Here is a 13500-nt window from a genome sequence, read left to right as displayed (position 1 = left end):
GGAGCCCTCATGAGCAGCCGCACCCCTGACCCTTACGACTTCCTCGACCTCGACGCCGGGCTCGCCGAGGAGGAGCGCGCGATCCGCGACGCCGTGCGCGCGTACGCGAAGGACAACCTGCTCGACCACGTCGCGGACTGGTACGAATCGGGCGTGCTGCCGGCCGCCGAGCTGGCCAAGGGTTTCGGGTCGCTGGGGCTGCTGGGCATGCACCTGGAGGGGTACGGCTGCGCCGGCACGAGCGCGGTCGCGTACGGCATCGCGTGCCGTGAGCTCGAAGCCGTCGACTCGGGGCTGCGGAGCTTCGTGTCGGTGCAGGGTTCGCTGGCGATGTACGCGATCCACAAGTGGGGCAGCGAGGAGCAGCGGCAGGAGTGGCTGCCGCGGATGGCCACCGGCGACGCGCTGGGCTGCTTCGGGCTGACCGAGCCGGACGCGGGCAGCGACCCGGGCGCGATGCGGACGCGGGCGGTGCGCGACGGGTCGGACTGGGTGCTCTCGGGCACGAAGATGTGGATCACCAACGGAACGGTCGCCGACGTCGCGGTCGTCTGGGCCCAGACCGACGACGGGATCCGCGGCTTCGTCGTCCCGACGTCGACGCCGGGGTTCACGGCCAACGAGGTCAAGCACAAGCTGTCCTTGCGGGCATCGCTGACGGCGGAGCTGGTCCTGGACGGCGTCCGGCTGCCTTCGTCGGCGGCGTTTCCCGAGGTCCGCGGCTTGCGCGGGCCACTGTCGTGCCTGAACGAAGCCCGCTACGGAATCTTGTTCGGCGTCGTCGGAGCGGCCCGCGCTTGTTACGAGGCGGCGCTGGAGTACACGCTGTCGCGGTCGCAGTTCGGCAAGCCGCTGGCCGGGTTCCAGCTCACGCAGCGCAAGCTGGCCGACCTGCTGGTGGAGGTCAACCGCGCGGGACTGGTGGCGCTGCAGATCGGGCGCCTCAAGGACGCCGGGACGCTGCACCACAACCACGTGAGCTTCGGCAAGATGGCGAACGTCCGCTCGGCCTTGGACGCGGCGCGCTCGGCGCGAACGATGCTGGGCGCGAACGGGATTTCGCTGGAGTACCCGGTGATGCGGCACATGGCGAACCTCGAGACGGTGCTGACGTACGAGGGCACGGAGGAGATGCACGCGCTGTCGCTGGGCCAGGCGGTGACGGGGCTGGCGGCGTTCCGCTGATCCGTTTTTGTCGGTGGTGGTCTCTAGTGTGCGGGTCGTGGACTTTTCTTCGTTCGAGACGGTGCTCGAGCTACGGCGCTACACCCTGCACCCTGGCCGGCGCGACGAGCTGATTTCGCTATTTGAGCGCGAGTTCGTCGAGCCGCAGGAGGCTTTGGGGGCGCACCTGTTCGGGTTGTTCCGGGTGCCTTCATCGCCGGACCAGTTCGTGTGGCTGCGGGGTTTCCGGTCTCTCGCCACCCGCGCGGACGCCCTTTCCGGGTTCTACTCCGGCCCGGTCTGGAAGGCGCATCGCGACGCAGCGAACGCGACGATGGTGGATTCGGACGACGTGCACCTGCTGCGTCCGGTCCGTCGCGGGCTGGCTTCTCCTCCGCCGGGCTCGGGGGTGTACCTCTCCTTCGAGGCGTCGCCGTCGGCCTTCGCGGTGTTCGAGACGGAGCCGTCGCCGAACAACTTCCCCCAGCTGCCGGTCCACACGGACGGGCCGGTGTCCGTGTGGTTCAGTCGTTCCCCTTCGGATTCCGCCGAGGAGCTGGTGCCGACGTCCCGTTCACTGCTCCGATGAGAGCAGTTCGATAAGCCCGACGGGGTACAGGATCTTGCTGCCGTTCCGGAAGTCCTGGAGGTCGACCCAGCGGGCGGTGGCGGGATCGTCGAGGATCTTCATCTCTTCTTTGGCGTACAGAGAGGCGTCGACGAACTCGGCTTCGTAGAGGAAGGCGATCTCGTGCCCGGGGTTGCCACGGTAGGCGTAAACGTTCTCGAGGACCCCGAGCCGCTCTTTGACAACGATCTCGGCATCGAGCTCTTCACGGAACTCGCGCACGAGGGCGTCCTCGCTGCGCTCACCGAACTCGACCCCACCCCCGAGCGGCCGGTAGTAGGTCTCACCCTTGACGTCATCGCGCCCTTCGAAGACAAGGATTTGCTCGCGCCGCCGGATCAGGCCGAGCGCGATCGGCCGAATAGTGGACCCCATGGAGGTCACGCTATCGGTCCGCGGTTCCCTCAGGACACCCCAAGCGAGCCCACCCACCCCGGCGGCCACCAGAACACCGGCGGCAAGCCACGCCCACTGCGGCCCGAACACCCCGGCCACGGCCACCACAACGATCCCCACAGCGGGCACCACCCAGGGCGAAACCCCCATCACCACCTCGCCCCGACTTGTCGACTAGGCCTGAATGCTGGCCTAACATGGTCGAATCCTGGAGGGCGGGGTGAGGCCCATGCGCAGACTGCGGCTGGCCCTCGGTTTGGTGATGCTCGGCACCGACAAGCCCCATGGCGGTTTGCCCGGGTACGGCGAAGACCATGGCAACGGTCGCTGCCCGTACCACCCCGAGTTCTACCTCGTGGAAGAGGACTACGGGTACTTCTGCGAATTGTGCGATGACTACATCGACGACGAGGACCGTCTGCTGCCATGACCTCGCCGTCGATCACCGATGCCGCCCTGGGTACTGGAGCGCGGATCGGCCGTTACTTCAGTCTCGTCAGCATGCTCCCCGCGCTGTTCCTGACTGGCTGGACGGTCGTCCTCATCGGTAGTGGCGCCTGGGCGGGAACGCCGAACCTGAGGCGCCTGGGCACCAATCTCAGCGGCATCAGCCTCGGCGGCTACGCCTGGATCCTGCTGGCGACCGCCATCAGCGCACTCTTCCTCCATCCGCTGCAGCTGGGCATGACCCGGGTGCTCGAAGGCTACTGGGGTAGTTCACGGCTCGCCACGATCCTGCTCCGCCTGCGCATCACCCATTATCGCAAGAAGAAATCACGGCTGAACCGGCGCCAGACCCAGTTAGACCTCCGTCGTCAAGAAGTGCTCACCTGGGTCATCGTCGACAAGTATTTGAACGACCTGGCCACCAAGCCGGAAAAGGCGACGAATCCGTTCGCCTTGAACGACGCCGACTTCAGGAACGCGATCCTCAAGCTGCTCCCCAGCCCGAAGGCACACACGGCGAGCGGTTTCCACGCCGCGCTGGCCCACGTCCCGCATCAGATGCAGCGGTACCCGACTGCCCGCCGCATGATGCCCACCCGGCTGGGAAATGCCCTCCGGTCGGCCGAGGATCGAATCGGCAGACAATACGGTCTCGACGCCATCCGTACAGCGCCGTACATCACCCTCGTCGCGCCGGACAAGCACGTAGACCACTTGCACGACGCCCGGCAGCAGATGGACACCTCGATCCGGCTGTGCGTCGTCGCACTGGTCGCCACCTTGGAAACGGTGGCGGCGATGCTGACTGATCGCTGGTGGTTGCTCACCTCACTGGTGCCGTACGGATTCACCTGGATCGCCTACCGGGCCGCGGTAGCCGGGGCGGGTGAATACATGGAAACGGTGCGAACGATCGTTGATCTCAACCGGTTCCGGCTGTACGAGGAACTCCATGTGAAGCACCCCGACAGCAGTGACGAGGAGCGCGCGGCCAATGTAGGGCTCATGGCGCTACTCGGCGGCGCGAAGATTTCCTTCCCGTACCGAAAGCCGGATTTCGGCGACCCGGATACCGATGGCGTTCCGCCTACTTCCCCAGGAAATCCTTGATCGACAGCCTCAAAGACCCAGCATCCAGGCCATGAGCCAGATCATGGTCCGCGATCCCGCCGTAAGTCCGGACCTCCACATCCCGCCGCACCCCCAACGACTTCACCCGATGCGGCAAATCCGACAACGCTTCCGAAACCCAGTAAGCCGAAGTCCCGGCCAAGTAAGGCTCCACGAGAACCACGGAAGGCGAAGCCGAAAGCACAGCCGACCGCAACCCGGCCGCATCGAAAGGCCGGATAGTCGACGCGTACAAAACCGTCACATCAAGTCCCGCACACGCCCGCAGCACCCGATCCAGCACCGGCCCCACCGCCACCACAACCCCCGACGAACCAAACCGCAGCCGGGTGAACCCGACCCCGAGATGAGGCGAAGCATTAGCCTGAGCGGAAAGCCGCAGGTAAACCCGCCCATCCCCGGGAATCGACTCCAACAGCAACCGCCGGGCCTCGGAAGCGTGACCGGGAACGTGCACCGTCCACCCCGGCAGCGAATCGATCAAAGCCACGTCACCCGGTGACTGGTGCGTCCGCCCCTCGGCCGACATGTCGTACGAAGCCCCGTACGACACCAGGACCCCGCCCACCTCTTGGTGCGAAAAGTCCAGCTTGATCTGCTCGAACGCGCGCTCCACCAGGAACGACGGGAACGTGTGCACGATCGGCCGCAGCCCCGCCAGGGCCAGGCCCGCGCCCGCGCTGACCAGCAGCTGCTCGCGGATCCCCACGTTGATCACCCGGTCCGGGTGCCGCCGGGCCGCGCCGGCCAGCTGGGCCGCCGAAATGTCGGCCAGCACCACCGCCACGTCCGGGTCCGCGTCCAGGATCTCCTCCGTGACACGCAAGAACGTCTCCCTCACGACACTCAACCCTTCGGTTCGACGACGGCGACCACGGCCAGCGGCCGGCCGGGATGCGGGGCAGTGAACGCCGAGTACAGCGCCGGATGGTCGCGGCCGGACACCGTGCGCGTCTCCCACCCCTCCACCTCGAAGCGGCGCGCGATGCCTCCCGGCCAGCCGCGCGTCGACGACCGGTTGTCGATCACCACCGTCGTCAGGTTTTCCAGGCCGGACCGCGCCGCGACGACGATCGCCTCGTGGTTCGACCCCTCGTCCAGCTCGGCGTCGCCGATGAGCGTCACGACTTTCGACGTCAGCCCGCGGGCGCGCAGGCCCAGCGCCGTGCCGAGCGCGATCGGCAGGCCGTGACCGAGGGAGCCGCTCGAAATCTCGACGCCGGGGACGCGCCGGCGGTCGGGGTGGTGCCCGAGGCGCGACAGCGCGTTGGACCACGTCGGCAACTCCGCCTCGTCGAGAAAGCCCTTCACCGTCAGCACGGCGTAGTACGCCATCGGACCGTGTCCTTTGGACAGCAAGAAGCGGTCGCGGTCCGGCGAACGGAAGTTCGACGGCGTAACGTCGAGCACGCGGTCGTAGAGCACCCACAGCACGTCCACAGTGGACTCCGCGGCGGCGTGGTGCTTGTCGTCGCCGGTCATCAGCGAGATCAGTCGCGGGAGCTCGGCGTAGCCCGGTTCGGTCGCAGTGGTCATCCTCCGACGATGCAACCTCGACTAAACTCGAAGTCAAGGATAGCCTGAGCTGGTGACGAGGCTCGCTGAACATCTCAGCATCGGACAGGTGGCGGACCGCAGCGGAGTGCCGCACACGGCACTGCGGTTCTACGAGGAGAAAGGGCTGATCAGCTCGGAGCGGTCGGCGGGCAACCAGCGCCGCTACCCGCGCTCGGTGCTGCGGCGGATCGCGTTCATCCGCGCGGCACAACGGGTCGGCCTCTCCCTGGAGGACATCAGCGCGGCGCTGACCTCGCTGCCGGCCGACCACGCGCCGACGAAGGCCGACTGGGCGCGGTTGTCACGCGACTGGCAACACGAGCTCGACGCGCGGATCGACGCCCTGCAACGGCTTCGCGACCGGCTCACCGGCTGCGTCGGCTGCGGCTGCCTGTCGCTGCGCAGCTGCGCGCTCTACAACAACGACGACGAGCTGGCGCGCTTCGGGCCGGGAGCGAGCAAACTGCGTCCGGCGGTCGAAGGCGGCATTTAATCGCTTGCCCGCCGCGGGACCCTGGGGAAGCAATGAACGAGAAGGAAACAATCCGCATTTCGAAGCGGCTGGCGCTGCACCTGCGTCACGATCCCGCCGCCGCCGGCCTCACCCTCTCCCCCGACGGCTGGGTCGACGTCGGCACCCTGCTGCGGGCGTTGAAGATCACCCGCGAACAGCTCGACGAAGTCGTCGAGACGAACAACAAGCGCCGGTTCGCCTTTGACGAGACCGGCATGCGCATCCGCGCGAGCCAGGGCCACAGCGTTTCGGTCGACCTCGGCCTCGCGGACGCGGCGCCGCCGGACGTGCTCTACCACGGCACGGTGGCGAAGTTCCTCGACGCGATCTTCCGCGAGGGGCTGCGCCCGATGAAGCGCCACGCGGTCCACCTCTCGCCGACGCTCGACACGGCCCGGACGGTCGGCGCCCGCCGCGGCAAGCCGGTGGTCCTCCGAGTCGATGCCGCGAGGATGGCTGCGGCCGGCCACGCGTTCCAGGTGAGCGCGAACGGCGTGTGGCTGACGGCCTCGGTGCCCCCGGAGTACCTCCACCGCATCGGCTGAGGCGTGCCCCGGCGGCCGCGGCTCCCGTACCCGGACGGTCGGCTCGCGCACCTGGACGGTCGGCTACGTACAGGGACGGTCGGCTCGCGTACCCAGACGGTCGGCTCGCGTACCTGGATAGTCGGTTCGCGCACCCAGACGGACGACACGCGCGCTCGAAACCCGGTTCTCGCGTGATCGAGCGCGTGTCTCGCGTGATCAGAGACGGAACTCGCGTGATTGAGCGGGCATCTCGCGTGACTGGGGAGGCATCTCGCGTGATTGAGCGGGCATCTCGCGTGATCAGGCGGTCGACACGGGGGTGGTGAGGCGGCGGCGGGGGCGGCCCAGGAGGCGGCGGCCCACATCCAGCAGTTCCGTGCGCAGCTCGTCGTCGCTCAGGCGGGCCAGGTCCGGGGAACCGCCGGCCATCGCAATACCCGTCAGCGTCACCATCGCGTTGACCCGCGCCGCCGGGGTCGGGTCCGGGCCCGACAAAATGCCCAGCAGCGCCTGACCGAAGCCCTCCATGCCGCCGTGCGCCGACTTCTCGATCGCCCGCACCAGGCCCGGGTCGCTCGAGAACAGCGCCACCAGCGCGCGGTGCCGGATCACCAGGTCGACGAACCCCTCCAGCAGCAGATCGACCTGCGCGCCGCGGCGCCTCTGCGCGGCCGCGCGCAGCACCAGCTCGTCCAGGTCGCGCACCCCGGGCTCGGCGACCGCCTCGGTGATCTCCGCCTTCGTCTTGAAGTGGTAGTAGACCGCCGCCTTCGTCACGCCGAGCGCGTCCGCGATCATCTGCAGCGACGTGCCTTCGACGCCGTGTTCGGTGAACAGCCGCAACGCGGTCTGCAGCAGTCGGGTCCGGGTGTCCCCGTCCGGGCCGGCGGTCATTCTTCCTCCTCAGCGAGCCGTCGGAGCGTACGTCACTCCCTGTCGATCGGCAAACCGTCCACTAGCCGATCGGCTGGGATAAACTTTGCTGTTCGGCAAGTCACATACTTGCCGATCGGCTTGGAGGTCTCCTTGCCGATCGGCTAGCTTGGGTCAGAACCAGATCGAGTGAACCGACCCCGTTCGGGGGAAACGGAGCTGACGCGTGGCGACCTTCCTGTACCGGCTCGGCCGGTTGTCCTTCCGACGGCGGGCGCTGGTCGCCGCCGTCTGGGCGGCCGTCCTCGTGGCGCTCGGGCTGGGCGCCCTCACGCTGTCCGGCCAGCTGTCGAACTCGGTGACGATCCCCGGCACCGAGTCGCAGCGGGCGATCGACCAGCTGACCGCGAAGTTCCCGCAGGCCCACGCCGGGGGCGCCACCGCGCGCGTCGTCATCGAGACGCCGGCGGGGACCACCATCGCCGACGCGAAGGGCAAGGCCGCCGTCGAGTCCCTGGTCGGCCGGCTGAAGACGGCGCCGAAGGTCGCCACCGTCGTGGACCCGTTCCAGGCGCAGTCGATCTCGCCCGACAAGCGCGTCGCCCTCGCCCAGGTCAGCTACGGCGCGAAGGCGTACGAGCTCACCGACGGTGACCGCCAGGCGCTGCTCGACGCGGCCGACGCCACCCGTGACGCCGGGTTCACCGTCGAGTTCGGCGGCGACGCCGTGCAGGGCATCCCCGAAACCGGCGCGACCGAGGGACTGGGGGTCGCGGTCGCGGCCGTCGTGCTGATCATCACCTTCGGCTCGCTGATCGCCGCCGGGATCCCGCTGCTGACCGCGCTGATCGGCGTCGGCACCGGAATGGGCGGCATCTTCCTCGCCTCCGGCTTCCTGGAGCTGAACTCGAACACTCCGATCCTGGCGCTGATGATCGGGCTGGCCGTCGGCATCGACTACGCGCTGTTCATCGTCTCGCGCTACCGGCACGAACTGAAGCTCGGTCGCGATCCCGAAGAGGCCGCCGGTCGCGCCACCGGCACCGCCGGCTCGGCCGTCGTCTTCGCCGGGCTCACGGTGATCATCGCCCTGGCCGGCCTGACCGTCATCGGCATCCCGTTCCTCGGCCAGATGGGCGTGGCCGCCGCGGTGACCGTCGCGGTCGCCGTCGTCATCGCCCTGACGCTGCTGCCCGCGATCCTCGGCTTCGCCGGCCACCGGGTCGCCGGCGAACGGATCCGCCTGCGCCGCAAGCCGGTCGAGACGACGCACGGCGAGCGCTGGGCGCGGTTCGTCGCCCGCCACCGGTGGCCGGTGCTGCTCGTCGCGCTGGCCGGGATGGCCGTGGTCGCGCTGCCCGCCCTCGGCATGCAGCTCGGCCTGCCCAACGACGCCACCGCCGCGCCGGAGTCCACGCAGCACAAGGCGTACGAGATCGCCAGCCGCAGCTTCGGCGAGGGTTCCAACGGGCCGCTGCTGGTCGTCGTCGACACCGGCGCGAGCACCGACCGGCAGGCCGCGCTCGGCCAGGCCGCGGCCGACATCCAGAAGCTGCCCGACGTCGCCGCCGTCACCCCGCCGAAGGTCAACCAGACCGGGGACACGGCGTTGCTCACGGTGATCCCGAAGAGCGGGCCGAGCAGCACTCAAACCGAAGACCTGGTGGCCGCGATCCGCGCCGAATCCGGCGTGCTGGAGAACGCGACCGGCGCGAAGCTGGCCGTCACCGGGCAGACCGCGGCGAACATCGACGTCTCGGAGAAGCTGTCCGACGCGATGCTGCCCTACCTCGCGCTGATCGTCGGGCTGGCGTTCGTGCTGCTGATGCTGGTGTTCCGCTCGGTGGTGGTGCCGCTGAAGGCGACGATCGGCTTCCTCGGCTCGGTCGCGGCGACGTTCGGCGCGGTGGTCGCGGTGTTCCAGTGGGGCTGGCTGACCGATCTGCTCGGCGTCGAGTCGACCGGGCCGATCATGAGCATGCTGCCGATCCTGCTGATCGGTGTGCTGTTCGGGCTGGCGATGGACTACCAGGTGTTCCTGGTGACGCGGATGCGCGAGGAGCACGTCCACGGCGCGGAGCCGCAGGAGGCGATGGTCACCGGCTTCCGCCACGGCGCGCGGGTGGTCGTCGCGGCGGCGCTGATCATGATCAGCGTGTTCGCCGGGTTCGTCCTGGCCGAGTCGACGCTGATCCAGTCGATCGGCTTCGCGCTGGCGTTCGGCGTGCTGGTGGACGCGTTCGTGGTCCGCATGACGCTGGTGCCGGCGGTGATGTCCCTGCTCGGCCGCGGCGCGTGGTGGCTGCCGAAGTGGCTCGACCGGATCCTGCCGGACGTCGACGTCGAGGGCGAAAAGCTCACGAAGCACCTCGACGCGGCACCGGACGACGACGAGCGCGAACTGGTCGGCGCGAGCCGCTGAGTCCTGGTTGTCCACAACCCCGCGGGGTTGTGGACAACCAGGCTTCGGCCACCGGTTTTGTCGGCCGCTGCCGGTAGACTGGACCAGGGACGCCCCCCGGGGAGGGTGGGGGCCGCCTTCGGGGCGGTCAGGCCGGAGCAGGTACCCCTTCGAGGACGATCACCGGGAACACCCGGTCGGTGTTCTGCTCGTAGGCGGAGGTGCCGTCGGAAACCAGGCGGTAGAGGCGGTCGCGTTCCTCACCGGTCGTCACGACGGCCCGGGCCGGATAGGACCCGTCACCCAGCTCGACCGTCACCGCCGGGTTGGCCCGGAGGTTGTGGAACCAGGCCGGGTGCCGGGGAGCGCCCGCCTTGGAACCGACCACGAAGACGCGGCCCTCGTCGTCGACCGCGAAGCCGAGCGGCACCGTCGTCCGCCGTCCCGTGCGGGCTCCGGTCGTGGTCAGCAGCAAGATCGGGAACGGTGGCCGGCTGACCACGCCGTGCCGGGCACGGAACTCGCCGATGACGCCCTCGTTGTAGGTCCGGAACTCTTCGTCGGCCGGCACGGTGGACATGGCTCTCCTCCTTGGTGGGATGACCATGCAGACCGCCCGCGCCCGCGAAAGGAATCGGTCAGCTCGCGAACCAGAAGATCGCGCCGCCGATGGCGAGCAGGGCCGCCACGCCCAGTACTCCCGCCATGAACTTGGCCGTCTTCCAGGTCGAGTACACGCCGCCCACCAGGAAACCGCCCAGGGCGAGCAACAGGACTCCGACTACTTCCTTGCTCACAGAACGCCCTTCGTGGAGGGGATGCCGCCCGCGCGGGGATCCGGCTCGGTCGCCGCGCGCAGGGCACGGGCCACCGCCTTGTACTCCGCCTCCGCGATGTGGTGCGGGTCGCGGCCGTGGATCACCCGGACGTGCAGCGCGATCTGCGCGTGGAACGACAGCGAGTCGAACACGTGCCGCGTCAGGACGAACGGGTAGTTGTTGCCGATCGTGAACGTGGTGAACTGCTCCGGCTCGCCCACGTGCACGCAGTACGGGCGCCCCGACACGTCGATCGCCGCGTGGGCCAGCGTCTCGTCCATCGGGATCCACGCGTCGCCGAAGCGGCGGATGCCGCTCTTGTCGCCCAGGGCCTGGCGGATCGCCTGGCCCAGCACGATCGCCGTGTCCTCCACCGTGTGGTGCGCGTCGATGTGGGTGTCGCCGGTCGCCTCGACCTTGAGGTCCAGGGAGCCGTGGACGCCGAACGCCGTCAGCATGTGGTCGTAGAACGGCACGCCGGTCGAGATCTCGACCTCGCCCGTGCCGTCGAGGTCCAGCTGCACGAAGATCGAGGACTCCTTGGTGGTCCGCTCGACCTTGCCGATCCGGGTCATCGGGAAACTTCCTTACTCGCCTCGAGGAACGCGTCGTTCTCTTCCGGGGTGCCGATGCTCACGCGCAGGTGCCCCGCGATGCCGGGATCGCGGATCAGCACGCCCTTGTCCAAATAGGACTGCCAGGCCGCGTGCGGGTCGCTGAACCGTCCGAAGAGGACGAAGTTCGAATCGCTCGGCACCGGGTCGTAACCCAAGCCCGCCAACGCTTCCACGACGCGGTCGCGTTCCGCCGCCAGCTTGTGCACACTGGCCAACGTGGCGTCCGCGTGGCGCAGCGCCGCCCGCGCGGCCGCCTGGGTCAGCCGCGAAAGGTGGTACGGCAGCCGCACCAGCTGCAGCGCGTCGACGACCGCCGGGGCAGCCGCCAGGTAGCCCAGCCGCCCGCCCGCGAAGGCGAACGCCTTGCTCATCGTGCGCGACACGATCAGCCGCGCCGGGTAGTCGGCCAGCAGCCCGACCGCGCTCGGCTGCGGCGAAAACTCCGCGTACGCCTCGTCGACCACCACGATCCCGGTGGCCGCGTCCAGGATCGCGCGCAGCTCGGAAAGGGGGATGGACCCGCCGGTCGGGTTGTTCGGGCTGGTGACGAACACGATGTCCGGACGCCGTTCCGCGATGACCGACGCCGCCGCGGCCGTGTCGAGCGTGAAGTCGGCGCGGCGCGGCGCCGGGATCCACTCGGTGCGCGTGCCGGAGGAGATGATCGGGTGCATCGAGTACGACGGCTCGAACCCGAGCGCGCTGCGCCCGGGACCGCCGAACGCCTGCAGGATCTGCTGCAGCACCTCGTTGGACCCGTTGGCGGCCCAGACGTTCGCCTCCGACAGCACCACCCGCGTCGACACGCTCAGGTAGTCGGCCAGGTCCTGCCGCAGCGCCACGGCGTCGCGGTCCGGGTAGCGGTGCAGCTCGGCAGCCTCAAGACGGACCGCTTCGGCCACGTCCGCGACCAGCTCGGGCGGCGGCGGGTACGGGTTTTCGTTGGTGTTGAGCCGGACGGGGACGTCCAGCTGCGGCGCGCCGTACGGGGTCTTGCCGCGCAGGTCGTCGCGCAGCGGCAGCGCGTCCAGGGTGACCTCTTCGCCGATCGTCATCGGACCGAACCTCCGAAGCGCGCGGCGACGGCCTCGCCGTGCGCGGGCAGGTCCTCGGCGTTGGCCAGCGCGACGACGCGCCCGGCGACCTCGCGCAGCGCCTCCTCGGAGTAGTCCACGACGTGGATGCCCTTGAGGAAGCTCTGCACGGACAGGCCCGAGGAGTGGCGGGCGAACCCGCCGGTGGGCAGCACGTGGTTGGACCCGGCGCAGTAGTCGCCGAGCGACACCGGGGCGTACGCGCCGACGAAGATCGCGCCCGCGTTGCGGACCCGGGCGGCGACTTCGCGCGCGTCCGCCGTCTGGATCTCCAGGTGCTCGGCGGCGTAGGCGTCGACGACGCGCAGGCCGTCGTCCACTGTGGACACCAGGATGACGCCGGACTGCTTGCCGCCCAGCGCTTCGGCGACGCGCTCGGCGTGCTTCGTCGCGGCGACGCGGTGCACCAGTTCCTTGTCGACGGCGTCGGCCAGCTCGACCGACGTCGTCACCAGGACACTGGCGGCCAGGGGGTCGTGCTCGGCCTGGCTGACCAGGTCGGCGGCGACGTGCACCGGGTCGGCCGTCTCGTCGGCGAGGATCGCGATCTCGGTCGGGCCGGCTTCGGAGTCGATCCCGATCAGGCCGCGCAGCATCCGCTTCGCCGCGGTCAGGTAGATGTTGCCCGGCCCGGTGACGACGTCGACCGGGGCGAGCTCGGCGCCGTCGGTGTCCGTGCCGCCGTACGCCAGCAGCGCGACGGCCTGCGCGCCGCCGGCCGCCCACACCTCGTCGACGCCGAGGAGCTCGGCCGCGGCCAGGATGGTCGGGTGCGGCAGGCCGCCGAACGCGGCCTGCGGCGGCGAGCAGACGACCAGCGAACCGACGCCGGCGATCTGCGCCGGGACGACGTTCATCACCACGGTCGAGGGGTACACGGCCAGCCCGCCCGGGGCGTAGAGGCCGACGCGCTCGACCGGCACCCACTTCTCGGTGACCGTGCCGCCGTCGACGACGGTCGTCGTGACGTCGGTGCGGCGCTGCTCGGCGTGCACCTTGCGGGCGCGGGTGATCGACTCCTCCAGCGCGGCGCGCACCTGCGGGTCGAGCTGCGCGAGCGCTTCGGACAGCTTCGCCCGCGGCACGCGCACGGCGTCCGGACGGACCTTGTCGAACTTCTCGGTGTACTCGAGGACGGCTTCGACACCGCGGTCACGGACCGCCTCGACCACCGGGCGCACGTGATGCAGCGCCGCGTCCACGTCGTATTCGGCACGCGGCAGCGTGGCGCGCAGTTCGGCGGCGGTCGGGACCTGCCCGCGCAGGTCGGTGCGGTTCAACATGCCCTCCAGGGTACGAGGTCACACTGGGACACTCGTCGGCGATACTCCCC

Annotated in this window: 16 protein-coding genes; 7 read left to right on the top strand and 9 right to left on the bottom strand. The window is 69.5% G+C overall.

The features are described from left to right. The first annotated feature begins 9 nt into the window (after positions 1-9). Both AB0M83_RS26460 and AB0M83_RS26455 read left to right on the top strand, forming a co-directional pair. Positions 10-1185 (top strand): acyl-CoA dehydrogenase family protein, encoded by a 1176-nt coding sequence (locus AB0M83_RS26460; protein ID WP_364521063.1) that lies wholly within the window; start codon positions 10-12, stop codon positions 1183-1185. A gap of 37 nt (positions 1186-1222) precedes the next feature. Beyond that, positions 1223-1753, top strand: coding sequence for an NIPSNAP family protein (locus AB0M83_RS26455; protein ID WP_364521062.1), 531 nt, complete (start codon positions 1223-1225; stop codon positions 1751-1753). On the opposite strand, the gene AB0M83_RS26450 is transcribed toward AB0M83_RS26455, so the two are convergent. Further along, positions 1739-2308, bottom strand: coding sequence for an NUDIX hydrolase (locus tag AB0M83_RS26450; RefSeq protein ID WP_364521061.1), 570 nt, complete (start codon positions 2306-2308; stop codon positions 1739-1741). The two genes, AB0M83_RS26455 and AB0M83_RS26450, sit on opposite strands and share 15 nt — an antisense overlap. Positions 2309-2417: 109 nt before the next feature. Here AB0M83_RS26450 and AB0M83_RS26445 point away from each other — a divergent pair, with 109 nt between their 5' ends. Together AB0M83_RS26445 and AB0M83_RS26440 are read left to right on the top strand one after the other, a co-directional pair. Beyond that, positions 2418-2618, top strand: coding sequence for a hypothetical protein (locus AB0M83_RS26445; RefSeq protein WP_364521060.1), 201 nt, complete (start codon positions 2418-2420; stop codon positions 2616-2618). Next, positions 2615-3745 (top strand): hypothetical protein, encoded by a 1131-nt coding sequence (locus AB0M83_RS26440; RefSeq protein ID WP_364521059.1) that lies wholly within the window; start codon positions 2615-2617, stop codon positions 3743-3745. The genes AB0M83_RS26445 and AB0M83_RS26440 overlap by 4 nt, the downstream gene beginning before the upstream one ends. Here AB0M83_RS26440 and AB0M83_RS26435 read toward each other — a convergent pair. Both AB0M83_RS26435 and AB0M83_RS26430 read right to left on the bottom strand, forming a co-directional pair. Beyond that, positions 3723-4616 carry a transketolase gene (locus tag AB0M83_RS26435; RefSeq protein WP_364521058.1) on the bottom strand — a complete coding sequence of 298 codons (894 nt, stop codon included), beginning with the start codon at positions 4614-4616 and terminating at the stop codon, positions 3723-3725. The genes AB0M83_RS26440 and AB0M83_RS26435 overlap by 23 nt on opposite strands. Continuing rightward, on the bottom strand, positions 4613-5302 hold the full coding sequence (locus AB0M83_RS26430) for a thiamine pyrophosphate-dependent enzyme (RefSeq protein WP_364521057.1): 690 nt from the start codon (positions 5300-5302) through the stop codon (positions 4613-4615). Before AB0M83_RS26430 ends, AB0M83_RS26435 begins: the two co-directional genes overlap by 4 nt. Before the next feature lie 52 nt (positions 5303-5354). Between AB0M83_RS26430 and soxR the strand changes: the two genes are divergently transcribed. Together soxR and AB0M83_RS26420 are read left to right on the top strand one after the other, a co-directional pair. Continuing rightward, positions 5355-5816 carry a redox-sensitive transcriptional activator SoxR gene (gene soxR / locus AB0M83_RS26425; RefSeq protein ID WP_364521056.1) on the top strand — a complete coding sequence of 154 codons (462 nt, stop codon included), beginning with the start codon at positions 5355-5357 and terminating at the stop codon, positions 5814-5816. Between the two features lie 32 nt (positions 5817-5848). After that, positions 5849-6382, top strand: coding sequence for an RNA 2'-phosphotransferase (locus AB0M83_RS26420; RefSeq protein ID WP_364521055.1), 534 nt, complete (start codon positions 5849-5851; stop codon positions 6380-6382). A 282-nt stretch (positions 6383-6664) separates the two neighbouring features. On the opposite strand, the gene AB0M83_RS26415 is transcribed toward AB0M83_RS26420, so the two are convergent. Then, positions 6665-7258, bottom strand: a complete 594-nt coding sequence (locus AB0M83_RS26415) for a TetR family transcriptional regulator (protein WP_364521054.1) — start codon at positions 7256-7258, stop codon at positions 6665-6667. A 205-nt stretch (positions 7259-7463) separates the two neighbouring features. Here AB0M83_RS26415 and AB0M83_RS26410 point away from each other — a divergent pair, with 205 nt between their 5' ends. Then, a complete protein-coding gene (locus tag AB0M83_RS26410) occupies positions 7464-9659 on the top strand; it encodes an MMPL family transporter (RefSeq protein WP_364521053.1) in 2196 nt (731 codons plus the stop codon). A 127-nt stretch (positions 9660-9786) separates the two neighbouring features. Here the strand turns inward: AB0M83_RS26410 and AB0M83_RS26405 are convergent, their stop codons facing one another. The 5 genes from AB0M83_RS26405 to hisD are packed head-to-tail and all read right to left on the bottom strand — an operon-like array spanning position 9787 to position 13450. After that, entirely contained in the window at positions 9787-10218 is a 432-nt protein-coding gene (locus AB0M83_RS26405) for a nitroreductase/quinone reductase family protein (protein WP_364521052.1), read from the bottom strand. Between the two features lie 58 nt (positions 10219-10276). Then, entirely contained in the window at positions 10277-10435 is a 159-nt protein-coding gene (locus tag AB0M83_RS26400; RefSeq protein ID WP_360481359.1) for a hypothetical protein, read from the bottom strand. Then, positions 10432-11031, bottom strand: a complete 600-nt coding sequence (gene hisB, locus AB0M83_RS26395) for an imidazoleglycerol-phosphate dehydratase HisB (RefSeq protein WP_364521051.1) — start codon at positions 11029-11031, stop codon at positions 10432-10434. Before hisB ends, AB0M83_RS26400 begins: the two co-directional genes overlap by 4 nt. Further along, positions 11028-12128: a histidinol-phosphate transaminase gene (locus AB0M83_RS26390; RefSeq protein ID WP_364521050.1), complete on the bottom strand. Its 1101-nt coding sequence runs from the start codon at positions 12126-12128 to the stop codon at positions 11028-11030. The genes hisB and AB0M83_RS26390 overlap by 4 nt, the downstream gene beginning before the upstream one ends. Next, positions 12125-13450, bottom strand: coding sequence for a histidinol dehydrogenase (hisD, locus tag AB0M83_RS26385; protein ID WP_364521049.1), 1326 nt, complete (start codon positions 13448-13450; stop codon positions 12125-12127). The genes AB0M83_RS26390 and hisD overlap by 4 nt, the downstream gene beginning before the upstream one ends. Between the last annotated feature and the right edge of the window lie 50 nt (positions 13451-13500).

The sequence above is a fragment of the Amycolatopsis sp. NPDC051106 genome (genome assembly GCF_040682775.1).
In the GTDB taxonomy this organism is placed as follows: domain Bacteria; phylum Actinomycetota; class Actinomycetes; order Mycobacteriales; family Pseudonocardiaceae; genus Amycolatopsis.
Note: the sequence above shows the minus strand (reverse complement) of the source record. Positions and strands in the feature narration are given on the sequence as shown.

What these genes read in the sequence shown, in the direction of transcription:
- AB0M83_RS26460 (WP_364521063.1), top strand. Translation starts at nt 10, where the DNA reads ATGAGCAGCCGCACCCCTGACCCTTACGACTTCCTCGACCTCGACGCC.
- AB0M83_RS26445 (WP_364521060.1), top strand. Translation starts at nt 2,418, where the DNA reads ATGCGCAGACTGCGGCTGGCCCTCGGTTTGGTGATGCTCGGCACCGAC.
- AB0M83_RS26440 (WP_364521059.1), top strand. Translation starts at nt 2,615, where the DNA reads ATGACCTCGCCGTCGATCACCGATGCCGCCCTGGGTACTGGAGCGCGG.
- AB0M83_RS26430 (WP_364521057.1), bottom strand. Translation starts at nt 5,302, where the DNA reads ATGACCACTGCGACCGAACCGGGCTACGCCGAGCTCCCGCGACTGATC.
- AB0M83_RS26420 (WP_364521055.1), top strand. Translation starts at nt 5,849, where the DNA reads ATGAACGAGAAGGAAACAATCCGCATTTCGAAGCGGCTGGCGCTGCAC.
- AB0M83_RS26415 (WP_364521054.1), bottom strand. Translation starts at nt 7,258, where the DNA reads ATGACCGCCGGCCCGGACGGGGACACCCGGACCCGACTGCTGCAGACC.
- AB0M83_RS26405 (WP_364521052.1), bottom strand. Translation starts at nt 10,218, where the DNA reads ATGTCCACCGTGCCGGCCGACGAAGAGTTCCGGACCTACAACGAGGGC.
- hisB (WP_364521051.1), bottom strand. Translation starts at nt 11,031, where the DNA reads ATGACCCGGATCGGCAAGGTCGAGCGGACCACCAAGGAGTCCTCGATC.
- AB0M83_RS26390 (WP_364521050.1), bottom strand. Translation starts at nt 12,128, where the DNA reads ATGACGATCGGCGAAGAGGTCACCCTGGACGCGCTGCCGCTGCGCGAC.
- hisD (WP_364521049.1), bottom strand. Translation starts at nt 13,450, where the DNA reads ATGTTGAACCGCACCGACCTGCGCGGGCAGGTCCCGACCGCCGCCGAA.